We start from the raw sequence: 20,931 nt of genomic DNA on the forward strand, positions 1-20,931 counted from the left end.
CTTGACGGTGCTGCCCCCGTAGCTCAGCGGATAGAGCAGGAGCCTTCTAATCTCTTGGTCGCAGGTTCGATTCCTGCCGGGGGCGCAGTAGCCGGGAGCGGCTTTCGCGGGGCCTTCTCATCTCTTGGTCGCAGGTCCGATTCCTGCCGGGGGCGCGGTAGCCGGGAGCGGCTCTCGCGGGGTCTTCTCATCTCCTGACCGGGCCACTGCGTAGAACTCCGCCGCAACGAGAAACGGGGCCGACGTCAGTGACGCCGACCCCGCTTCAGTGAAGGTCTAGTGCTTCTCGCCTCCGGCGGGCACGGGCTCGAGAGCCTGGGTCTCGCTCAGGCCGTCCTCGTCGAGACCGTTCTCGCCCACCGGCTTGCGCTCGGGCAGGGGAGCGGGCTCCGGCTCCTGCGCCTTGACGGGCGGGGTCCAGGAGAACGAGGGCCCCTTCTCCTCGGGCTTCTCGGCGACGGGAGCGGCGACGGTCGGGGCGGGCTTCTCGACGGGCACGGGGGCGAGCGGTGCCGGCTTCGCGGCCGCGGCGACGCGCGCCGCGCTGGTGCGCTCGTGGATCCACGCCTGCTGGCGCTCCTCGAGCTCCTGCTCCGTGTCGTTCTGCTCGAAGCGCCAGCGCTCGAGGTCCTGCACGAACTGCTTGCGGGCCCGGCGGGGGCGGAACTCCCACTCGACGAGACGGTCGCGGAAGTCGGTGACCATCTGCTCGCTCGAGCGGCTGTACGAGACCGAGTGCTTGCGCAGCTCGGCGATCTCGTGCGCAGCCCAGTCGGCGGCGACGCTCGCCCCGGCGAGGGGCAGCAGACGCAGCCGGATGTCCGCCTCGCCGGCGAGCGTCTCGGCGTACTGACGCTCCTCGCCGTTGAGCGTGCTCCACTGGCTCGCGCGGCGCGCCGAGGCGACGAGCGAGGCGACGATCCCCGCCTTGTAGTCGGCGTCGCGCTGACGCACGATCCGCTTCACCGCGCCGCGTCCGAGCACGCCGCCGATGATCCCGGCGAGGACGATCGCGACGAACGGCACGATCACGGTCGTGAGGAGAGCGGCGCCCTGCTCGGAGCCGATCCAGTCGACGAAGTCGTTCAACCACTGCATGCCCGAACCATAAACCGGAGGTTGAGGGATCGGGCCGGGAGCGGCTGCGACACGCCGCCGCGTCCGGGAAAGCGGCCGATCAGGAGCGCGTCAGGCGAACCGGAGCGAGTCCGTCGCGTCATCCATGCGCCAGAATTCGCCGATCTCCACGAACGTGCGACGGGTCGCGAAGAAGCGCTTGGCGCGGAACCGCTCGCCGCCGACGGCGTCGAAGGCCTCGATGTACCCGAGCACCTCGCCGCCCGGCTTCGTCACCCGCCACAGCTTCGAGTGCAGCTGGAGGACGGACGGCAGGGCGGAGTGGGTGCGGGGAGCGAAGTCGAGGGTGGTCATGGCTTCTCCGTTCGTGCGGCCGGCCGGGGTGGAAGGGACGTTCCGAAGGTAGGGAGCACCTCCGACATCCGTTCCCCGCACCGGCCGCACGGGAGGCCGACCGTCAGCGCAGGGCGGTGCCGTGCACGGCGTAGGGCTCGATCGCCGCGATCTCGTCCTCGGTCAGCGGGGCCTTGTCGAGCGCCGCGACGTTGTTCTCGAGCTGCGCGACGCTCGAGGCGCCGATGAGCGCGCTCGTGACCTGCGGCTGACGCAGCACCCAGCGCAGCGCGAGCTGGGCGAGGGTCTGGCCCCGCCCCTTCGCGATCTCGTTGAGGGCGTTGGCCCGCTCGAGGTAGGTGTCGTCGATGCTCTCGGCCTTGAGGAAGCGGCCCTCCGCGGCACGCGAGTCCTCCGGAATGCCCTTGAGGTAGCGGTCGGTCAGCAGGCCCTGCGCGAGCGGGGAGAACACGATGCTGCCCATGCCGAGCTCCTCGAGCACGGGGAAGAGACCGTCCTCGATGTGCCGGTCGAACATGCTGTAGCGCGGCTGGTGGATGAGCACCGGCACCTTGTGCTCGGCGAGCGCGGCGTACGCGGCGCGCGTCTGCTCGGGGTCGTAGTTCGAGATGCCGACGTAGAGCGCCTTGCCCTGGTGCACCGCGCTCGCGAGCGCGCCCATCGTCTCCTCGATCGGGGTCTCCGGGTCGGGGCGGTGCGAGTAGAAGATGTCGACGTAGTCGAGGCCCATGCGGGCGAGGCTCTTGTCGAGGCTCGACAGCAGGTACTTGCGCGAGCCCCACTCGCCGTAGGGGCCTTCGTGCATGTAGTAGCCGGCCTTGGTCGAGACGATGATCTCGTCGCGGTACGGGCGGAAGTCCTGGGCCCAGATCGTGCCGAAGTTCTGCTCGGCCGATCCGGCGGGCGGGCCGTAGTTGTTGGCCAGGTCGAAGTGGGTGATCCCGAGGTCGAACGCGCGGCGGAGGATCGCCCGCTGCGTCTCGAGCGGCTTGTCGTCACCGAAGTTGTGCCAGAGGCCGAGGGAGATCTCGGGCAGGAGCAGACCGCTCCGGCCGACGCGGGCGTAGCTCATGGACTCGTAGCGGTCGGGGTGCGCTTCATAGGGCATGGCGCCAGCCTATAGAGCGCTCCCAGGAGGGAATGACCGACGGCAGGGAACGGTTGCAGGAGGCGACTCCCACGACAGAAAGTAGGGTCTTCCTCATGCAGACTTTCGTGCTCGCCGGCGGATGCTTCTGGTGTCTCGACGCCGTCTACCGCACCCTCCGCGGCGTGAGTGACGTCGTCTCCGGCTACACCGGCGGCAGCTTCAAGAACCCCAGCTACGAGGCCGTGTGCACGGGTGCGACCGGGCACGCCGAGGCCGTCGCCGTCACGTTCGACCCGGAGGTCATCCCGGCCGACGTCATCCTCGACGTGTTCTTCACCCTGCACGACCCGCGCCAGCTCAACCGGCAGGGCGCGGACGTCGGCACGCAGTACCGCTCGGCGATGTTCTACCGCGACGACGAGGAGAAGGCCGTCTTCGAGGCCGCTCGCGACCGCGCGGCCGAGATCTGGGACGGCGGGATCGTGACCGAGATCAGCCCCCTCGGCGAGTTCTTCCGTGCCGAGGAGTACCACCAGGACTTCTTTGCGAAGAACCCCGGCCAGGGCTACTGCCTCGCGGTCGCGCTGCCGAAGGTCAACAAGGTGCGCAAGTCGTACGCGGAGTACGTCCTCGCGTCCTGACCCCCTTCACCCGGACCGCTCCGGGGGCTAACGTCGAGGGTGGTGCCCGTTCGGGTGCCACCCTCGACGCATGTACCGCATGAAAGGGGACTCGACGATGAGTGACTCCTCCACCTCCACCCTGACCCGCACCTGGGTCGCCTACACCGCCGCCGGCGTGGTGGGCAGCGTGCACCGCACCGCGGACGGCTTCGCCGTCAAGCGCGCGGGGCACGAAGCGACGGGGACCTACCCCACCCTCGAGGTCGCGATGCAGGCGCTGCACGCGAGCCTCGGACCCGGTGCCGAACGGCCGGAGTTCGTCGGCCACTGACGACCAGTCCTCCACAGTCACCGGTTCGGGCCGGGCCTCCGCAGATCGCGGCAGCCCGGCCCGTTCCATGTCCCCGGTGCCGAGACTCGACGGCATGATCGATTCCTCCATCACCGTCACCGGCGTCGTCGCGACGCCCCCGCGCTTCGTGGTCGCCTCCGGCGTTCCCATCGTCAACTTCCGCATCGCCGCCACCTCCCGCAAGCAGGACAAGCGCACGGGGGAGTGGTCCGACGGGCACACGAACTGGTTCGACGTCTCCGCGTTCCGCTCGCTGGCCGAGAACGTCGAGGCGAGCCTCGCCAAGGGCGACGCCGTCATCATCTCGGGCAGGGTCCGCATCAAGGACTGGGAGGGCAACGGCAAGTCGGGCCGCAGCGTCGAGATCGAGGCGAAGCACATCGGCCACGACCTCGCCCTCGGTACGGGTCGCTGGTCCCGCCGGCGCTCGTCCCAGCCCGAGGAGCAGGCCGATCACGATGTCGATCACGACGCCGAGGAGCAGGGCGAGGCCGTCGAGCAGCCGGCGGCCGATACCCCGGACGGGGGCTGGCGGCCCGCTCTCGTGCCGGCACCGGCGGACGCCGCGCCGGTCCCGTTCTGAGGTCGCGTCGCCGTCACTTGCCGCACCTAGACTGCCCTCGATCGAGCCACGAGTGCGCGAAGGGGGAGCGGATGAGTCGTGCCGCCTCTCTTCGCGCGCTCGCGAGCCTCGTGCTCGTCGTGGCGCTCGCCGGCTGCACGCAGGCCGCGCAGTCGCCGGGTGCGGCTGACCCGACGGCGTCGCCCGCCGCGTCGGGCAGCCCCGTTGCAGAGCCGGCGGCACCCGTCCTCGATCCCTCGTCCGCCGAGGCGAGCAAGGCGTACTTCGACTCCGTGGTCTCCGCCCTGCTCGCCGAGCGTCCGGATGCCGGCGGGCGTGAGCTCGTGGACGCGCTCGCGGCCGCGGGCTTCGATAAGGCCGCCATGCAGGTGACCTACGACGACACCCCGACGGGCAACGCCGCCGACAACGTGCAGTTCTCGGTGCTGCTCGCCGGGCAGTGCCTCGTCGGGCAGAAGGGCGCGGGCGGGTACACGAGCGTGGTGGCCGCGCCGCTCGGCACGGGCGGCTGCCTCATCGGTCAGACGCGACCGATCGACTGGTAGCGGCATAGGTCGCCGGCGGCGCGACGAATCGACGGCTGGACGGACGGCCTTGCGGCCATCGACCCGTGACTGCGGAGACCGACCGAGTCGGGATGCCGACCGCGCCTCGGCATCCGCTCTCGGCGTAGCCGCTCCCCACCCGGGCGCGCGGCGAGGTCCCCGGTCCCAAATAGAATCGACCCCATGGCCGAATACATCTACTCGATGGTGCGCGCTCGAAAGACGGTGGGCGACAAGCTCATCCTCGACGACGTCACCATGTCGTTCCTGCCCGGTGCCAAGATCGGCGTCGTCGGCCCGAACGGCGCCGGGAAGTCGACCATCCTCAAGATCATGGCGGGGCTCGACCAGCCTTCGAACGGTGAGGCCCGACTCAGCCCCGGATACTCCGTCGGGATCCTCATGCAGGAGCCCGAGCTCGACGAGACCAAGACGGTGCTCGAGAACGTGCAGGAGGCGGTCCGCGACATCAAGGACAAGATCGACCGGCACGCCGCGATCGGTCTTGCGATGGCCGAGCCCGACGCCGACTTCGACGCGCTCCTCGCCGAGATGGGCACGCTGCAGGAGGAGATCGACGCGGCCGACGCGTGGGACCTCGACAGCCAGCTCGAGCAGGCGATGGACGCCCTGCGCACCCCGCCGCCGGACGCGAGCGTCGCCAACCTCTCCGGTGGTGAGAAGCGCCGCGTCGCGCTCTGCAAGCTGCTGCTCGAGAAGCCCGACCTGCTGCTCCTCGACGAGCCCACCAACCACCTCGACGCCGAGAGCGTGCTCTGGCTCGAGCAGCATCTGAAGTCCTACCCGGGCGCCGTGCTCGCCGTGACCCACGACCGGTACTTCCTCGACCACGTCGCCGAGTGGATCGCCGAGGTCGACCGCGGTCGCCTCTACCCCTACGAGGGCAACTACTCGACCTACCTCGAGAAGAAGCGCGAGCGCCTGCAGGTGCAGGGCAAGAAGGACGCGAAGCTCGCCAAGCGCCTCGCGGACGAGCTCGAGTGGGTCCGCTCGAACGCGAAGGGTCGCCAGGCGAAGTCGAAGGCGCGCCTCGCCCGCTACGAGGAGATGGCCGCGGAGGCGGAGCGCACGAGGAAGCTCGACTTCGAGGAGATCGTGATCCCGGTGGGCCCGCGCCTCGGCGCGCAGGTCATCGAGGCCTCCAAGCTGCACAAGGGCTTCGACGGCCGGGTGCTCATCGACGGTCTCAGCTTCACGCTGCCCCGCAACGGCATCGTCGGCGTCATCGGCCCGAACGGCGTCGGCAAGACCACGCTGTTCAAGACGATCGTCGGGCTCGAGCCGCTCGACGGCGGTCAGCTGAAGATCGGCGAGACGGTCGACATCTCCTACGTCGACCAGAGCCGCGGCGGCATCGACCCGAACAAGACGCTGTGGGAGGTCGTCTCCGACGGCCTCGACTACATCCAGGTCGGCAAGACCGAGATCCCCTCGCGTGCCTACGTCAGCCAGTTCGGCTTCAAGGGGCCCGACCAGCAGAAGAAGGCCGGCGTGCTCTCCGGTGGTGAGCGCAACCGCCTCAACCTGGCGCTCACCCTCAAGCAGGGCGGCAACCTGCTGCTGCTCGACGAGCCCACGAACGACCTCGACGTCGAGACCCTCGGGTCGCTCGAGGGCGCTCTGCTCGAGTTCCCCGGCTGCGCCGTCGTCATCACCCACGACCGGTGGTTCCTCGACCGGATCGCGACGCACATCCTCGCCTACGAGGGCACCGACGAGAACCCCGCCAACTGGTACTGGTTCGAGGGCAACTTCGAGGCGTACGAGCAGAACAAGCTCGAGCGCCTCGGGCCGGACGCCCTCAAGCCCGGTCGCCAGACCCACCGCCGCCTGACGAGGGACTGACCATGGCCCGGATGCACGTGCCCACCCGGCTGCGGTGGAGCGACCTCGACGCCTACGGGCACGTCAACAACGCCGAGATGCTGCGCCTGCTCGAAGAGGCGCGCATCGCGGCGTTCTGGGCGACCGAGCACGCGAGCGAGGAGCAGGGCACCGCGGTGCTCGACGCCCGCCCCGGCTCGAACACGGTCACGGTGATCGCGCGGCAGGAGGTCGAGTACCTCGTGCCGATTCCGTACATGCGCCAGCCCCTCGACATCCAGCTCTGGCTCGGGCGCCTCGGCGGATCGAGCATCGAGGTCTGCTACGAGGTGTGCTCGCCCCTCGGCGTCGAGCCGTTCGTCATGTACACCCGCGCGGCGACCACGATCGTGCTGCTCGACTCCGAGACGATGCGCCCGCGCCGGCTCACCGACCAGGAGCGCGCCGTCTGGACGCCGTACCTCGAAGAGCCGGTCGCCTTCACCAAGCGCCACTAGCGGATACGACGAAGGGGGCGGATGCCACGGCATCCGCCCCCTTCGTCGTACCGGGTTCGAGTCGTCAGTCCCGACGGCTGACCCGGACCATGCCCTCCTGCGCGACGCTCGCGACGAGCCTGCCCTCGCGGTCGAAGATCCGCCCCGTCGTCAGGCCGCGCCCGCCGATCGCGTTCGGCGACTCCTGCACGTACAGCAGCCACTCGTCGACGCGGGCGAAGCGGTGCCACCACATCGCGTGGTCGAGGCTCGCCGCTTTCAGCCCCGGCGTCGCCCAGGCGACCCCGTGCCGGCGGATGATCGGCTCGAGCAGCGTGTAGTCGCTCACGTACGCGAGGGCGGCGCGGTGCAGGTTCTCGTCGTCGGGCAGCGGGCCGATGCTCCGCATCCACACGGCCTGCGAGGCGACGCGCTCGCCCTCGACGCTGAGGTAGACGGGGGAGGGGACGTGACGCATCTCGAACGGGCGCGACGTCGCCCAGTACTTGGCCATCGGGTGCTCGAGCCCGCCGAGCAGCTGGTTCTCGTCCGGAACGCTCTCGGGGTCGGGCACGTCGAGCGGCATCTCCACCTGGTGCTCGAGCCCCGGGTCATCCGTCTGGAACGACGCGATCATCGACAGGATCGGCTGCCCGTACTGGTACGCCTGCGTACGGCGGGTGGAGAACGAGCGGCCGTCGTGGATGCGGTCGACGGAGAACGTGATCGGCTGGCTGACGTCGCCCGGCCGCAGGAAGTAGGCGTGCATGGAGTGCACGACGCGGTCCTCGGCGACCGTGCGGATCGCGGCGACCAGCGACTGCGCGAGCACCTGCCCGCCGAAGACCCGGCCGCCGGGCACCCACTGGCTGGGCCCCGTGAAGATGTCCTCGCTGGTGCGGGCACCGGTGTCGGTCAGGTCGAGCGCGGCGAGCAGCGAATCCAGCGGGTCGGGCACGCCCTGTAGTTTAGGTGGGTCATGAGCGACTCCTTCACCCTCGTCGACGGCCTCGCCCTGCGCGATCTCCAGGTGTTGCTCGGCCGCGCCGAGCGGGTGGAGAACGGTTCGGTGCGGCTCATCGCCGCCGGGCAGGTGCTCGCGGTGTACGTCGCCGCGCTGTACCCGATCGGGCTGCTCGACGAGACCCCCACGGTGCTCGGGCTGCGCACGTTCGAGCTCGCCGAGCCGACCGAGTTCGACACCGTCGTGCCGGTGCGCTCGCTCGCCGAGCGGGTGACCCGCAAGCTCGACCAGGGGGCGGATGACGCGGAGCCCGTGTCCCTCACGCTGCCGCTCTCGGTCAACACCGTCACCTGGACCGCGATCAGCCCGCCCCGCGGCGGCTGGGTCACGCTCGACCCGACCGGCGCGGAACTGCTCGAACGCACCGCGAAGGACGGCATCGAGGAGGTCGCCGCCGCCGTGCCCACCGGCACGGGTGAGCAGATCGTGCACCGCGTGCGCTCGGAAGTGTGGGGCCGCCCGATCGAGGGGCTCGAGCACGTGCCGGCCGGGGCCGCGTTCGCCGCGGTGACCCTCGGCTTCCTGTCGCCGGAGGACCCGGTGTCGATCCACGAGACCGGCCCGTGGACGCGGCTCACGACGCGGCGCGGCCACGTGCTCGTACGGCGCCGGGCGTGGACGCTCGCGCGCTAGCCGTTACGCCTCAAAGGTGTTGACCATCGCGAACGCGGCGCGCTCGAGGTAGCCCCAGAGCATCTCGCTGTGCAGGGGTGACAGCTCCAGCTCGTCGACGGCGACCCTCATGTGGGCGAGCCAGCGGTCGCGGGCGTCGGGGTTCACCTTGAACGGCATGTGCCGCATCCGCAGGCGCGGGTGCCCGCGCTCCTGGCTGTACGTGCCGGGGCCGCCCCAGTACTGCTCGAGGAAGCCCGTGAGGCGCTGGATCGCGCCCTCGAAGTCCTCGGGCGGATACATCGGGGCGAGCACCTCGTCGGTGCGCACGCCCTCGTAGAACCGGCGCACGAGCCGCTCGAACGTCGGCCGTCCGCCGACCTCGTGCCAGAAGCTCGTCGCCTCGGCGCTCGTCACGTCACTCACCGGAGAATTGTCGCTCACTCCGCAGGCGGCGTGCGGCGTGTGCGCGGCTTCTTCGGCGGTGCCTCGACCGCGGCGACCGGTCCGGTCTTCGGGGCGCGGGCGCCACGCACGCTCGTCGCCTCCTCGAACCCGGAGAGCACGACCGTGTTGAGATGCGGGAGCGTGACGTCCATCTCGTCGAGAGCGCGCTTGAGGCGCGGACGCAGCTCGCGGGCGACGTCGTCCTTCGCGCCCGACCGGGTCTTGACGACGAGGCGGATGACGAGCGCCTCCGCACTGATCGACTCGAGGCCCCAGATCTCCGGCCGCTCGATGATGAGGGGCTTCCACTTGGTCTCCTTCGACAGGCCGATCGCCGTCTGCAGGATGCGGTCCTCGACGGCCTCGATGTCGGCGTCGTACGGCACCGCGAGGTCGACGATGACGCGCTGCCACCCCTGCGACATGTTTCCGACACGCAGGATCTCGCCGTTCCGCACGTACCAGAGCGTGCCGTTGACGTCGCGGATCTGGGTGACGCGGATGCCCACGTTCTCGACGATGCCGGTCGCCGGCCCCGTGTCGACGACGTCGCCCACCCCGACCTGGTCCTCCGCCACCATGAAGAGGCCGTTGAGCACGTCCTTGATGATGTTCTGCGCGCCGAAGCCGAGACCCGCGCCGAGAGCGGCGGTGATGAGGGCGAACGCGCCCGTGACATCCGGCAGCAGCGTCGTCAGCACCGCGAGCGTCGCGATGATGATGATCGCGGTCGTCACGATGTTGTTCAGCACGAGGCCGAGCGTGCGGGTGCGCTGCACGGTGCGCGCCGCGGCGAGCGGCGACGTATCGATCGCCTGCGTGTCCTCCACGCCCTGCCGCTTCTTGATGCCGTGCACGATCCGCTGCACCACGCGGTCGATCACGAAGCCGGCGATGTAGCGCACGATCAACGCCACGACGACGATCGCGAGCGCCGTGACGGGCCGCTCGGCGAAGGTCCAGAAGGTAACCCAGAAGTCATCCATTGCGGCATCGAGGGTAGGCGACCGCCGCTCCGTGCGTGGTGAGACGCGATGGGTGTCCTGCACCGCGGCTGCCGCCGCCCGCCGAGTCGAGCGCTCTGCTACGGCCCGCGGCATGTCATAGGAACGTCCAGGTGGCGGACGAGATCGCCCATTCGGCGGAACCGGCCGTCCGCGTAACGTCCAACTCGGCCGGACTCGAGGTCCTCGGCCTCCTGCAACTCGCGATGCAAAGGAGCATTCATGTTCGTCAACTCCAGGTCGGCTCAGGGCCGCGCCGCACGTGGCATGCGTGCCGGCGTCGGGATCGCCGTCGGCGCGGCCCTCGTGGCATCGCTCGGAGCCTGCTCGAGCGAGCCGGCCGAGAGCGGTCCCGTCACACTCACGTTCCAGACCTGGGTCCCGAACATCGAGCCCGTCGTCGAGAACTTCAACGAGCAGCACGACGACATCCAGGTGGAGGTCGAGGCCATCACCGCGGGGCCGGACGGTGGCTACGCCGCCATGCTCTCCGCCGTCGACGCGGGGAATCCCGCCGACGTCGCCCAGGTCGGCTACGACCAGATGGCCTCGTTCCTGCTCCGCAATGCGCTCGAGGACATCACCGAGTACGTCCAGGACGACGTCGACGTGTTCTCGGAGTGGCAGCTCGCCGCGAACACGTTCAACGACCGCATCTACGGGATCCCGCAGGCCAGTGGCCCGATGGGGATGTTCTACCGGACCGATCTCTTCGAGCAGTACGGCGTCGCCGTGCCGACGACGTGGGAGGAGTACGAACAGGCCGCGCGCCAGATCCGCGCGGCCAACCCCGAGGCGTACATCGCCGTCTTCGCCGCCAACCAGGCGCCGTGGATCATGGGGCTCGCCGAGCAGGCCGGCACGCCGTGGTTCCAGGCGGAGGGCGACGAGTGGGCGGTCGACATCGCCAACGAGGACACCCTCCGCATGGCGGAGTTCTGGCAGCGCATGATCGACGAGGATCTCGTGAAGATCGAGAACGATCTCTCGAGCGAGTGGTACGCCGACATCCAGGCCGGGCGCGTGCTCTCGTGGATGAGCGGATCGTGGGCCGACGCCATCATCCGCGGGAACGCGCCCGACACCGCCGGGCTCTGGGGCGCCGCGGAACTCCCGCAGTGGGATGCCGCTGAACCCCGCTCGGCCAGCTGGGGCGGCGGCTCGTCCAACGTGGTCCTGCGTGGATCCGACCACCCCCGGGAAGCCGCGGAGTTCGCCCTCTGGCTCAACAGCAACGTCGACAGCGTCAGCATGCTGACCGAGGCCGGCGCCGGTTGGCCGGCGATCTCGGACGTGGACTCCGTGCCGGCCATTCAGGACTCGCCCGAGGTCTTCGAGTTCTTCGGTGGTCAGGACATCTGGGACGTCTTCGCCGCATCCAACGAGCAGATCGCCCTCGACTGGACCTGGCCCCCGCTGACCGACTCGCTCTACGGATTCGTGACGGACGAGATGCGCAGCGCCGTCGAGTCGGGCACGCCTCTGCCGCAGGCCTTCGAGAACATCGAGACGCGGATGGTCGACGAGATGGAGGCCGCGGGTCTCGCGGTCGCCCGCTGATGACCTCCACCCTGACTCGTCCCGAGGTGGGCCGCGCTACCAGCGCGGCCCGCCCCGGCCGTTCGCGTAAGGGGCGCGGAGCCCGCGGGCCCCTGCTGATCCTGTTGGGCCCGTTCGCCGTGCTCTTCGTGATCTTCTTCGTCGCACCGATCGTCTACGCGCTCGTGCAGAGCCTCTTCGCCCTTCGCTCCAGCGGTCTCGGCTTCGGGCCGCCGACCCTCGAATTCGTGGGGGTCGAGAACTATGTGCGGGCCTTCGCGGAGGGTGGCTTCGCGGCCGGGCTCGCGCGGGTCCTGCTGATCGCTCTGATCCAGGTGCCGCTTATGGTGGTCGGCGCTCTCGTGCTGGCGCTGCTGCTCGAGTCGGGCCGGGCGCACTGGCCGCGCTTCTTCCGCGTGGTCTTCTTCATGCCCTACGGGGTGCCCGGCGTCATCGCCTCGCTGCTCTGGGGCTTCCTCTACATCCCCGCGACGAGCCCGGTGCTCCAGGGTCTCAGCGCCCTGGGTGTCGACCTCGTTCCGCTCTCCAGCGACAGCGTGCTGCTCGCGATCGTCAACATCGGGTTGTGGGGCTTCGCGGGCTACAACATGCTCGTGCTCATCGCGGCGCTGCAGGCCATTCCCGCCGAGCTGTACGAAGCGGCGTCGATCGACGGTGCCTCGTGGTGGCACACCGTCCGGAGCATCCAGTTGCCGCTGCTGCGGCCGTCGATCGTGCTCGTGACGGTCTTCACGATCATCGGCACACTGCAACTGTTCGTCGAGCCCCTGGTGCTCAGACCGCTCACCAACTCGATCAACACCGATTTCTCGCCGAACCTGGCCGCCTACAGCGAAGCCTTCGCACAGGGCAACAGCAACCTCGCGGCCGCCATGGCCGTCATCGTCGCGGTGCTCGCGTTCGCGATCTCGTTCGGGTTCCTGCGTCTGGTTAACCGGAAGGGGGAGCGCGCATGGTGAACGCGACTCAGCTGAAGGTCCGTGGCGGGTCCCGCGCGGGCTCCGTCCTCGTGACGGCCGTGTTGATCGCCGCGGCCGCGTATTTCGTGCTGCCGCTGGTCTGGGTGGTGACGGCGACGACGAAGACGACGGGGCAGCTGTTCGGCACCTTCGGGCTCGCCTTCGGCGACTCCGGGCAATTCGTGAGCAACCTCGGTCAGCTCTTCTCGCAGGGGGACGGCATCTACAGCCGGTGGCTGCTGAACAGCCTGCTGTACTCGGGCGTCGGTGCGGCGGTGGCCACGGCGCTCGCCGCCGGCGCTGGCTTCGCCTTCGCCAAGTACCAGTTCCGCGGTCGGGAGGCGGCGTTCTCGGTGATCCTCGGCGGCGTGCTGCTTCCGGCCACCGTCATCGCACTGCCCCTGTACTTCATGCTCAGCGCAGTGGGCCTCACCGGCACCTATTGGGCGATGCTGCTGCCGGGCATGGTCAGCCCGTTCGGTGTCTATCTGTGCCGCATCTACGCGTCCGCGTCCGTCCCCGACGAGGTGATCGAAGCAGCACGACTCGATGGAGCCGGCGACATCAGGGCCTTCACGACGATCGCGACCAGGATGATGACCCCGGCCCTGGTCACGGTGTTCCTGTTCCAGTTCGTCGCGATCTGGAACAACTACCTGCTGCCGCTCGTGATGCTGAACGACGTCGACACCTACCCCGTCACCCTGGGGCTCACCCTGTGGAACGGACAGACGCAACGCGCTCCCGAGTTCTTCGAGCTCGTCGTCGCGGGCTCCGCCGTCTCCGCCGTGCTGCTCGTCATCGTCATGGTCTCCCTGCAGCGCTTCTGGCGGGCAGGGCTCACGTCCGGGGCGACGAAGGGATGAGCGAACGCAGATGGCTCGGCACCGGTGCCGAGCCGGAGGCGGCGAGTGCGGAGCTCACCGGGCCGGTGCCGGACCGGCTGCCGAACCGCTTGGCGATCTGCCTGTGGGACTTCAGCTGGTACACGCGAGCCGAACCGGGCGGGCCCTACTCCTCGCTGGAGGACGCCTTCGAGGCGACGGTGGCCCGTGGGTACAACGCCGTGCGGATCTGCGCGGCGCCCCTGCTCCTCTTCGGCGACGGCGCGGACGACGCGACGATCGAGGTGGAAGGGCTGGGCGTCGCCCCGGACGGCGGGATCTACGGAAGGGGCACGCGCTGGTACGACGTGCCCGGCGGGTACCGGCTCGATCTGCGTGAGCGCCTGTTCCAGCTCGTGGAGACGGCGGCGAGACACGACGTCGTCGTCATCCTCGCGAGCTGGGAGTACCAGCAGTCACCCGCCTTCGCCCGCGATCGAGGGTGGTTCGACCGCATCGACGCCACGCCCCTCGGTTCGCGCTTCTCCGCCCTCGCTCGCGCCTTCGACCGCATGCTCTCCGCCCTCGACGAGCGGGGGCTGAGCCAGCACATCGCCTTCACGGAGTTGCACAACGAGATCGACTTCTCCGTCCTGCCGGCGCTGGACGAGGCGGCGCTCGCGGATCTCGCACGCCTACGGAATGCCCATCCGGATCAGCTCGTGACCGTGAGCTACGGCCGGCCGCCCTTCGCCGACATGGCCGCGGTTCCCGGGCAACTCGATGTCGGACAGTTCCACGTCTACACCTACGGTGTGCTGGACGCGCTGCAACGACGGATCGACATACGTTCGGAGGGCTCCGAGGGCTTTCCCAACCGGCAGCTCCGTGAACTCCTGCAGCCGGACGCACCGAGCCCGGAGGGCTACGGCAAGCCCGCGCCCTGGAAGCTCGAGGCGACGGTGATCACGGACCAGATGATCTACGGCTACGACTGGGTCGACCCGGACCGCTGGGACCTGTGGCTGTACGACAACTACGCCGTGTACCGCGAGGCGATGCACCGGGAGATCGCCTCGCGGGTCCGGGCGATAGCCGCCTGGGGCCGACGGAACGCGCGTCCTGTCGTCATCGGAGAAGGGTGGGTGGGCTACACCCCGCTGCACGGCGGGTTCGAGGAGGGGCCGGTCGGCAAGGATCTCGCGGCGAGCGGCATCCGCTCGGCGCTGGAGCAGGGCGTGTGGGGGATGGTGCCGAGTTCGAACGCGGCTCCTCATCATCCGATGTTCCTCGACGCGGCATGGCAACGGCGCATCAACGACGAGATCCGTTCGGCCTGAGTCAACCCTTGCGCTGAACGCGGTACTCGGTGGGGCTCACCCCGTGCACACGCCGGAAATGGCGCGAGAAGTAGAAGGGGTCCGAATAGCCCACCTCGCTCGCCACGTCGGCGACGGGCAGCGCTGTGATGTCGAGCAACTGCCGGGCTTTCGCCATCCTGAGGTTCACGTGATGGGCGAGCACGCCGCCACCGGTCGCCTCGCGGAACAGGGCGCTGAGATGCGAGGCGGAGATCCCGACCATCCGTGCCAACTCCGCGACTCGTACGGTGCCGTCGAGGCGCTCCTCGAGGAAAGCCATCGCCCGCTCGAGCGGGTCGCCCCGCTCAGGCAGCACGCGCGCGGTCGCGAGTTGGGTCAGCAGCTTCCATGCGGCACCGGCGGCGCTGATCAGCCGTGCGGGGGACTGGTCACGCTCCAGTGACCCGACGATCTCGTCGAGCAGGGCCACTGCGCGCTCGGGGGATCGGAGCGGGAGAACGGGACGCCCCGGAGTGACGCCGGTCTCCTCGATGAGCTCGGCCGCGTCGCTTCCTGCCAGGTGGCACCACCAGATCGTCCAGGGACTCGAGTCGCCAGCGCCGTAGGCGTGCGGCAGGCCGGCTGGCAGGATCAGTGCGGTGCCCGCGCCGATGCGGTGCTCGACCCCGTTGACCCGCACCCAGCCGGATCCCGCGACGCACACGATGACGATGGACTGCGCTGCGCCCTGCGTACGGCTTCTGCCGTGGTCCCGCGCGGCCGGGAAGTAGCCGCAGTCCGTCACCAGCAGACGACGGGTGACCGGGCGGTTGAGTGCTTCCCTCACCGCCGGCCGCGGAACGACGACGAGGCGCTGGCCCGCGAAACCCTCTCGGATCTCCATTCGGCAAGTGTGGCAGACGGGCGCAGTCAGATCGTCCAGGTGCTCCGCACCGATCGGACATTCCCCGCGCTCAATCATCCGCCTAGCGTGAGGTCGTGCACGACGACGTCATCACTCCTCTGCTGTCCACCCCGCCCGAGGCCGAGGCGCGGATCCTCTCGGAGGGAGGAGTCGCGGTGTGGCGGGAGCCTCTGACGCTGCCGACGTACGATCCCGCGCCGCCCAGCGAGTATCCGATGTTCCTCGATCGCCGGGTGTACCAAGGGTCGAGCGGTCGGGTGTACCCGATCCCGTTCGTCGAGCGCGTCGCCGAGTCGGCTCGGCCCCGCGAGTGGGACGCCATCCATCTGGAGAACGCCTGGATCAGGCTCGTGATCCTTCCGGAGCTCGGCGGACGGATCCACGTCGGGCACGACAAGACGAGGGGATACGACTTCTTCTACCGCAACGACGTCATCAAGCCGGCCCTGGTCGGGCTGGCCGGGCCGTGGGTCTCGGGTGGCGTGGAGTTCAACTGGCCCCAGCACCACCGCCCCGCCACTTTCCACCCGATGAACTCGACGATCGAACGGCACCAGGACGGTGCGGTGACGGTGTGGTGTTCCGACCACGACCCGTTCGAGCGCATGGTCGGCACCCACGGAATCAGGCTCACGCCCGATCGGGCGATCATCGATCTTGTCGCTCGGCTGCGCAATCGCACGGATGAGCGGCAGACGTTCCTGTGGTGGGCGAACGTAGCCGCCCGCGTTCACGACGACTATCAGTCGTTCTTCCCCACCGACGTGCACTACGTCGCCGACCACGCGAAGCGAGCCGTCACGGCCTTCCCGCGCGCGGACAGGCCCTACTACGGGGTCGACTATCCCGCGCGGGTGAGCGCCGAGGATCCCGATGCCGATCGCCTCGACTTCTACCGCAACATCCCCGTGCCGACCTCGTACATGGTCACCGAGACGCGGGACGACTTCTTCGGCGGCTACGACCACGCCCGCGGCGCGGGTTTCGTGCACGTCGCCGATCGCCGGATCGCTCCGGGCAAGAAGCAGTGGACGTGGGGGAACGCGCCATTCGGGCACGCCTGGGATGCCCTGCTGACCGACTCGAGCGGGCCCTACGTGGAGCTGATGGCCGGCGTCTACACCGACAATCAGCCCGACTTCTCCTATCTCGCCCCGGGCGAGACCCGCGTGTTCGAGCAGCACTGGTACCCGATCCAGGGCATCGGGCCGGCGCACCAGGCGAATCTCGACGCCGCCGTCTCGCTCGGCATCGAGAACGACCGGGTCTCGGTGGGCGTCTCCGTCACCTCGGACCGGCCCGGTCTCGACGTCGAGCTGCAGTCGTGGGGCACGAGGATCGAAGGCTGGACGGTGGATGCCGCGCCGGGCAGCCCGGCGCTGCTGTCAGCCCCGCTGCCTCTCGGCACCCCCGACGGCGGGCTTTCAGTCGTGGTGAGGCACGGCGGAAGGGAACTCGTCTCCTTCACCTCCAGGGACACGGCAGCGGACGCAGTGGAACCTGAGGTCGCGACCGAGCCTGCGGCCCCCGAACGGATCGACTCGGCCGAGGAGCTCTACCTGACCGCGGTGCACCTCACGCAGTACCGGCACCCGACCCGCAGCCCCCGCCCGTACCTCGACGAGCTGCTCAGACGCGATCCCGGCGACAGCCGCGCGCACCTGATGATCGCCGCCGAGGAGACGCGCCGCGGACGCTACGAGCTCGCCCTCGAGCATGCGGAGCGCGCGCTCGAGCGTCTGACCGGCCGCAACCCGAACCCGGTCGACGGGGAGGTCTTCGTGCGCCTCGGGATCCTGCTCACCCGTCTCGGCCGGCGCGACGAGGCGGTCGACCGCTGGGCGAAGGCGACATGGGACGGCCGCTGGGCCCATCCGGCGTCGCTCGCGATCGCCTTCCTCGACGCTCACGCCGGGCGGGATGCCTCCGCGCTCCAACGGCTCGCAACGGCTCTCCGTCACGACGCCGAGGATGTGCGTGCGGGAGCACTGCGAGCCGTGGTGCTGCGCAGGCTCGGACGTGCCGCCGAAGCGCAGGCGCAGCTCGAGCACAATTTGGCGCTCGAACCGCTCGACGCGTGGAGCCTGTACCTGGTTACGGGCGAGACGCCGGCCGATCCTTTCGAGCGGATCGACCTCGCGCTCGATCTGGCCCGCGCGGGGGAGGCAGACGCTGCGCTCGCGCTGTTGCTGTCCGCGGCGACCGACGGCAGCGGGGCTCTCGGCAACGCCGCTCCGGCGGCGCTCTACCTGGCCGCGCATCTCCTCGATCCGTCCGACCCCTCGGCGGCGTCGGAGCTCAGGGCACGAGCCGCACGATCCGACCTGACGCTGGCCTTCCCCTCGGGCCTCGATGCGCACGACGCGCTCACGGCCGCGGTCGCGGCGGATCCAGCGGATGCCGCGGCGCGCTCGTTGCTCGGCACGTGGTGCTACCACGCCGGAAGGCGGGCGGACGCGCTCGCGCTCTGGACCGAGGCGGCCGCCCTGCGCAGCGACGACGCGGTGCTGCTGAGGAACGCGGCACTCGCCACGATGGAGGTGCTCGGCGACCAGGAACGCGCAGCCGCTCTGTACGACGACGCGCTCCGCCTCCGCCCCGACGACGCCAGACTGCAGTTCGAGCGCGACCAGTTGGCCGAACGCCGCGGGGAGCGGCTCGAGGACCGGATCGAGCGGCTGACCAGCAGCGGAGCCGCGGCCCGCCGTGACGACGTGCTCGTCAGTCTCGCCGACCTGCTCGTCGAGACGGCGCGTCACGACGAGGCCCTCGACCTGCTGCGCTCGCGGCGGCTGCAGCCGTGGGAGGGCGGAGAGGGCCGGAGCCTGCGCGCCTGGACCGCCGGATGCCTCGGCCGCGCCGCCGCCCTCCTGGCGGAGGATCCGCTGGCGTCCGCCGACGCCGCGCTCGCAGCCCTGACTCCGCCGACCACCCTCGGGGAGACCTGGCACGAACTCGACTCGCAGGCGGCGCTGCGTCTGGCGCTGGGCGACGCCCTCTCGGCCGCGGGCGACCAGGACAGAGCGATTCGGGAGTGGCGGACGGGCGTCGACGATCCGGCCGGCCCCCGCGGTGTCGAGCGTCCTGCCGACGCCGCCACGCTCGCCGTCGCCGACTGCGCTGCGCGTCTCGGCGACACCTCCACCGTGGTCTGGGCCCTCGACGCCGTTCGGGCGAGGATCGCCGAGCTCGAGGAGCAGACGCCGAAGGTCGACTACTTCGCCACCTCGTTGCCGGAGCTGCTGTTGTTCGCCGAGGACGCCGCGGTCGCGGCCGAGAGGGCTCGCGACGCGCTCGCAGAGGAGCTCGCCACGCGATCGGGGAAACTCGCCCTGTGACATCGCTCTTCCTCGACGCCTCCGCCGCGCCCCCCGCGCCGCTGCGCGGCCACCTGCCCGCGCTCGGCGACGAGCGGGTCACGGTGACCTCGCGGTGGCTGGAGTTCGACGGACGTCCGGTCGTGCCGATCAGCGCCGAGGTGCACTTCTCGCGCCTGCCGCGGAGCGGGTGGCGTCGCACGCTCCGGCTGCTCCGCGAGGGCGGCGTGACCGTCGTCGCGACGTACGTGTTCTGGAACCACCACGAGCGCACCCAGGGCGACCGGCACTCCGACGGCGACCTCGACCTGCGAGCCTTCCTCGAGGCGTGCCGCGAGGAGGGGCTCGAGATCGCCCTGCGGATCGGCCCCTTCGTGCACGGGGAGTCGCGGCACGGCGGCATCCCCGACTGGGTGGTCGAGCGCGGTGGCATCCGGTCGAACGATCCCGACTACCTCGCCCTCGTGCGGAACTGGTACACGCGGCTCGCGGAGGAGGCCCGCGACATCCCGCTGCTCGCCGTGCAGGTCGACAACGAGCTCTACGACGCCCCCGAGCACATCTCGGAGCTGATGGCGATCGCCCGCGACGTCGGCGTTGCCGCGCCGCTCTGGACGGCGACGGCGTGGGGCGGCGCGCAACTGCCGGTCGACGAGGTGCTGCCCGTGTACGGCGGCTACCCGGCCTCGTTCTGGATCGAGGCGGACGTCGAGTTCGACGAGCGCAGCGCGAGCAACTTCCGCTACGACGCGGAGCGCGACGAGGCCGGCATCGGCGCCGACCAGCGCGACGAGCCGCCGGCCGTGACGAACCTCGACCTCGAGCGCTATCCGTTCCTCACCTGCGAGCTCGGCGGCGGCATGGTCAGCGCGTACCACCGCCGGCTCGCGCCCACCGCCCGGGACGTCGCGGCGCTCGCGCTGACGAAGCTCGGCAGCGGATCGAACTGGCAGGGGTACTACATGTACTCCGACGGGCGGAACCCGGGGGAGCACCTGCAGGAGAGCCAGGAGTCGGGCTTCCCCAACGACCTGCCCCGCATCGACTACGACTTCGGGGCGCCGCTCACCGCCGCCGGGCACCGGCGTGAGAGCTGGGCGGAACTCGCGCTGCAGCACCGCTTCCTCGCCGCGTTCGGCGAGCGGTTGGCCCCGATGACCCCGCGCTTCCCCGAGCCCGGCGACCTGCGCTGGGCCGTGCGCAGCGACGGGGACGCGGGCTTCCTGTTCGTCACCAATCACGCGCCGGAGGAGCTGCTGCCGGCCCGACGCGCGGCCTTCGCGGTGCGCCTCGCCGACGGGGTCGTCGAGCTGCCGGAACTCGACGTGCCCGCGGGCGCGTTCTTCGTGCTGCCGTTGCGGATGCCGGTGGGCGACCGACTCGTCGACTGGGCGACCGCCCAGCCGCTCGACCTCGGGGAGGACGGGTCGCTGACCCTGCTCGAGGTCGAGGGCCTCGCGCCGCGCGTGTCGGTGGACGGCGTCGTCGGCGGGTTGCAGCCGGGGGAGAACGTCGTTGCGGGGCTGACCGTGCGCCTGGTCGGGGCTGCCGAAGCACGGCGACTGCCGGCACCGGATGAATTGCCCGTCACCGTCACCGTTCGGAGTGAGGCGGGAGAGCCGCGTCCCACGTCGCCCGGCCCCTCCGGCCGCGCCGCCACCCCGACGGACTGGACCGGGGCGCTCGCCGCCGAGCTCGCTTGCGGGGGCGGCTGGCCGGAGGGCGAACTGCGCCTCGACTGGACCGGCGACGCGGCAAGGCTGTGGAACGGCGACGCACTGCACGCGGACTCGTTCTTCAGCGGCCGCACCTGGCACGTGCCGGTGACGGCGCAGTTGGCGCCGACGCTGCGGCTGGAGATCCTGCCCCGGGCGAACGACCCCCTCGTGTACGTGCCGCCGCGGATGCGCGAGCGCACCGGTGCCCAGGTCACGCGCGCCGTCGTCGTGCCCACCGAGGACTGATCGCCGGAGCCGACGAGCCCGAGACGACGGATGCCGCGAGGCGCGAGCC

Annotated in this window: 20 protein-coding genes and 1 tRNA gene; 14 read left to right on the forward strand and 7 right to left on the reverse strand. The window is 70.3% G+C overall.

All coding sequences use genetic code 11. The features are described from left to right. Positions 1–12 precede the first annotated feature (12 nt). Positions 13–85 (forward strand) — tRNA-Arg (locus JUB10_RS12495). Between the two features lie 191 nt (positions 86–276). On the opposite strand, the gene JUB10_RS12500 is transcribed toward JUB10_RS12495, so the two are convergent. The 3 genes from JUB10_RS12500 to JUB10_RS12510 all read right to left on the reverse strand — a co-directional run bounded on the left by JUB10_RS12500 (position 277) and on the right by JUB10_RS12510 (position 2,539). Further along, entirely contained in the window at positions 277–1,098 is an 822-nt protein-coding gene (locus JUB10_RS12500) for a hypothetical protein (protein WP_207457213.1), read from the reverse strand. A gap of 90 nt (positions 1,099–1,188) precedes the next feature. After that, positions 1,189–1,431 carry a hypothetical protein gene (locus JUB10_RS12505; RefSeq protein ID WP_207457215.1) on the reverse strand — a complete coding sequence of 81 codons (243 nt, stop codon included), beginning with the start codon at positions 1,429–1,431 and terminating at the stop codon, positions 1,189–1,191. Between the two features lie 103 nt (positions 1,432–1,534). Further along, positions 1,535–2,539, reverse strand: coding sequence for an aldo/keto reductase (locus JUB10_RS12510; RefSeq protein ID WP_207457217.1), 1,005 nt, complete (start codon positions 2,537–2,539; stop codon positions 1,535–1,537). 95 nt (positions 2,540–2,634) lie between these two features. On the opposite strand from JUB10_RS12510, the gene msrA reads away from it, so the two are divergent. The 6 genes from msrA to JUB10_RS12540 all read left to right on the forward strand — a co-directional run bounded on the left by msrA (position 2,635) and on the right by JUB10_RS12540 (position 6,966). After that, positions 2,635–3,162, forward strand: coding sequence for a peptide-methionine (S)-S-oxide reductase MsrA (gene msrA, locus JUB10_RS12515; protein ID WP_207457219.1), 528 nt, complete (start codon positions 2,635–2,637; stop codon positions 3,160–3,162). A gap of 97 nt (positions 3,163–3,259) precedes the next feature. Beyond that, on the forward strand, positions 3,260–3,475 hold the full coding sequence (locus JUB10_RS12520; RefSeq protein ID WP_207457221.1) for a methyltransferase: 216 nt from the start codon (positions 3,260–3,262) through the stop codon (positions 3,473–3,475). Positions 3,476–3,569: 94 nt separating this feature from the next. Then, on the forward strand, positions 3,570–4,079 hold the full coding sequence (locus JUB10_RS12525) for a single-stranded DNA-binding protein (protein WP_207457222.1): 510 nt from the start codon (positions 3,570–3,572) through the stop codon (positions 4,077–4,079). Between the two features lie 71 nt (positions 4,080–4,150). Beyond that, positions 4,151–4,624 carry a DUF6993 domain-containing protein gene (locus JUB10_RS12530; RefSeq protein ID WP_207457224.1) on the forward strand — a complete coding sequence of 158 codons (474 nt, stop codon included), beginning with the start codon at positions 4,151–4,153 and terminating at the stop codon, positions 4,622–4,624. 183 nt (positions 4,625–4,807) lie between these two features. Next, positions 4,808–6,490, forward strand: coding sequence for an energy-dependent translational throttle protein EttA (gene ettA / locus JUB10_RS12535; protein WP_207457226.1), 1,683 nt, complete (start codon positions 4,808–4,810; stop codon positions 6,488–6,490). A 2-nt stretch (positions 6,491–6,492) separates the two neighbouring features. Then, positions 6,493–6,966: an acyl-CoA thioesterase gene (locus JUB10_RS12540; protein WP_207457228.1), complete on the forward strand. Its 474-nt coding sequence runs from the start codon at positions 6,493–6,495 to the stop codon at positions 6,964–6,966. 64 nt (positions 6,967–7,030) lie between these two features. Here JUB10_RS12540 and JUB10_RS12545 read toward each other — a convergent pair whose 3' ends face one another. Next, positions 7,031–7,903: an acyl-CoA thioesterase gene (locus JUB10_RS12545; protein ID WP_207457230.1), complete on the reverse strand. Its 873-nt coding sequence runs from the start codon at positions 7,901–7,903 to the stop codon at positions 7,031–7,033. 21 nt (positions 7,904–7,924) lie between these two features. On the opposite strand from JUB10_RS12545, the gene JUB10_RS12550 reads away from it, so the two are divergent. Continuing rightward, positions 7,925–8,602: a hypothetical protein gene (locus tag JUB10_RS12550; RefSeq protein ID WP_207457232.1), complete on the forward strand. Its 678-nt coding sequence runs from the start codon at positions 7,925–7,927 to the stop codon at positions 8,600–8,602. A 3-nt stretch (positions 8,603–8,605) separates the two neighbouring features. Here the strand turns inward: JUB10_RS12550 and JUB10_RS12555 are convergent, their stop codons facing one another. Then, on the reverse strand, positions 8,606–9,007 hold the full coding sequence (locus JUB10_RS12555) for a globin (RefSeq protein ID WP_307859221.1): 402 nt from the start codon (positions 9,005–9,007) through the stop codon (positions 8,606–8,608). A 14-nt stretch (positions 9,008–9,021) separates the two neighbouring features. Beyond that, positions 9,022–10,014, reverse strand: coding sequence for a mechanosensitive ion channel family protein (locus JUB10_RS12560; protein WP_207457234.1), 993 nt, complete (start codon positions 10,012–10,014; stop codon positions 9,022–9,024). 240 nt (positions 10,015–10,254) lie between these two features. On the opposite strand from JUB10_RS12560, the gene JUB10_RS12565 reads away from it, so the two are divergent. The 4 genes from JUB10_RS12565 to JUB10_RS12580 are packed head-to-tail and all read left to right on the forward strand — an operon-like array spanning position 10,255 to position 14,715. Beyond that, positions 10,255–11,592: an ABC transporter substrate-binding protein gene (locus JUB10_RS12565; RefSeq protein ID WP_207457236.1), complete on the forward strand. Its 1,338-nt coding sequence runs from the start codon at positions 10,255–10,257 to the stop codon at positions 11,590–11,592. Beyond that, entirely contained in the window at positions 11,592–12,551 is a 960-nt protein-coding gene (locus JUB10_RS12570) for a carbohydrate ABC transporter permease (RefSeq protein ID WP_207457238.1), read from the forward strand. The genes JUB10_RS12565 and JUB10_RS12570 overlap by 1 nt, the downstream gene beginning before the upstream one ends. After that, the gene (locus JUB10_RS12575; RefSeq protein ID WP_207457240.1) at positions 12,545–13,417 is read left to right on the forward strand and encodes a carbohydrate ABC transporter permease; all 873 of its coding nucleotides are present in this window, start codon (positions 12,545–12,547) and stop codon (positions 13,415–13,417) included. Before JUB10_RS12570 ends, JUB10_RS12575 begins: the two co-directional genes overlap by 7 nt. Then, positions 13,414–14,715 carry a cellulase-like family protein gene (locus tag JUB10_RS12580; protein WP_207457242.1) on the forward strand — a complete coding sequence of 434 codons (1,302 nt, stop codon included), beginning with the start codon at positions 13,414–13,416 and terminating at the stop codon, positions 14,713–14,715. The genes JUB10_RS12575 and JUB10_RS12580 overlap by 4 nt, the downstream gene beginning before the upstream one ends. Before the next feature lies 1 nt (position 14,716). On the opposite strand, the gene JUB10_RS12585 is transcribed toward JUB10_RS12580, so the two are convergent. Next, positions 14,717–15,658 (reverse strand): AraC family transcriptional regulator, encoded by a 942-nt coding sequence (locus tag JUB10_RS12585; protein WP_242682572.1) that lies wholly within the window; start codon positions 15,656–15,658, stop codon positions 14,717–14,719. A 17-nt stretch (positions 15,659–15,675) separates the two neighbouring features. On the opposite strand from JUB10_RS12585, the gene JUB10_RS12590 reads away from it, so the two are divergent. Both JUB10_RS12590 and JUB10_RS12595 read left to right on the forward strand, forming a co-directional pair. Beyond that, a complete protein-coding gene (locus JUB10_RS12590; protein WP_207457244.1) occupies positions 15,676–18,939 on the forward strand; it encodes a DUF5107 domain-containing protein in 3,264 nt (1,087 codons plus the stop codon). Beyond that, positions 18,936–20,882, forward strand: a complete 1,947-nt coding sequence (locus tag JUB10_RS12595) for a beta-galactosidase (protein WP_207457246.1) — start codon at positions 18,936–18,938, stop codon at positions 20,880–20,882. Before JUB10_RS12590 ends, JUB10_RS12595 begins: the two co-directional genes overlap by 4 nt. The last annotated feature ends 49 nt before the right edge of the window (positions 20,883–20,931 follow it).

It is taken from the genome of Desertivibrio insolitus (assembly GCF_017355965.1).
Taxonomy (GTDB): domain Bacteria; phylum Actinomycetota; class Actinomycetes; order Actinomycetales; family Microbacteriaceae; genus JAFIQW01.

What these genes read in the sequence shown, in the direction of transcription:
- JUB10_RS12500 (WP_207457213.1), bottom strand. Translation starts at nt 1,098, where the DNA reads ATGCAGTGGTTGAACGACTTCGTCGACTGGATCGGCTCCGAGCAGGGC.
- JUB10_RS12505 (WP_207457215.1), bottom strand. Translation starts at nt 1,431, where the DNA reads ATGACCACCCTCGACTTCGCTCCCCGCACCCACTCCGCCCTGCCGTCC.
- JUB10_RS12510 (WP_207457217.1), bottom strand. Translation starts at nt 2,539, where the DNA reads ATGCCCTATGAAGCGCACCCCGACCGCTACGAGTCCATGAGCTACGCC.
- msrA (WP_207457219.1), top strand. Translation starts at nt 2,635, where the DNA reads ATGCAGACTTTCGTGCTCGCCGGCGGATGCTTCTGGTGTCTCGACGCC.
- JUB10_RS12520 (WP_207457221.1), top strand. Translation starts at nt 3,260, where the DNA reads ATGAGTGACTCCTCCACCTCCACCCTGACCCGCACCTGGGTCGCCTAC.
- JUB10_RS12525 (WP_207457222.1), top strand. Translation starts at nt 3,570, where the DNA reads ATGATCGATTCCTCCATCACCGTCACCGGCGTCGTCGCGACGCCCCCG.
- JUB10_RS12530 (WP_207457224.1), top strand. Translation starts at nt 4,151, where the DNA reads ATGAGTCGTGCCGCCTCTCTTCGCGCGCTCGCGAGCCTCGTGCTCGTC.
- ettA (WP_207457226.1), top strand. Translation starts at nt 4,808, where the DNA reads ATGGCCGAATACATCTACTCGATGGTGCGCGCTCGAAAGACGGTGGGC.
- JUB10_RS12540 (WP_207457228.1), top strand. Translation starts at nt 6,493, where the DNA reads ATGGCCCGGATGCACGTGCCCACCCGGCTGCGGTGGAGCGACCTCGAC.
- JUB10_RS12550 (WP_207457232.1), top strand. Translation starts at nt 7,925, where the DNA reads ATGAGCGACTCCTTCACCCTCGTCGACGGCCTCGCCCTGCGCGATCTC.
- JUB10_RS12560 (WP_207457234.1), bottom strand. Translation starts at nt 10,014, where the DNA reads ATGGATGACTTCTGGGTTACCTTCTGGACCTTCGCCGAGCGGCCCGTC.
- JUB10_RS12565 (WP_207457236.1), top strand. Translation starts at nt 10,255, where the DNA reads ATGTTCGTCAACTCCAGGTCGGCTCAGGGCCGCGCCGCACGTGGCATG.
- JUB10_RS12570 (WP_207457238.1), top strand. Translation starts at nt 11,592, where the DNA reads ATGACCTCCACCCTGACTCGTCCCGAGGTGGGCCGCGCTACCAGCGCG.
- JUB10_RS12575 (WP_207457240.1), top strand. Translation starts at nt 12,545, where the DNA reads ATGGTGAACGCGACTCAGCTGAAGGTCCGTGGCGGGTCCCGCGCGGGC.
- JUB10_RS12580 (WP_207457242.1), top strand. Translation starts at nt 13,414, where the DNA reads ATGAGCGAACGCAGATGGCTCGGCACCGGTGCCGAGCCGGAGGCGGCG.
- JUB10_RS12585 (WP_242682572.1), bottom strand. Translation starts at nt 15,658, where the DNA reads ATGATTGAGCGCGGGGAATGTCCGATCGGTGCGGAGCACCTGGACGAT.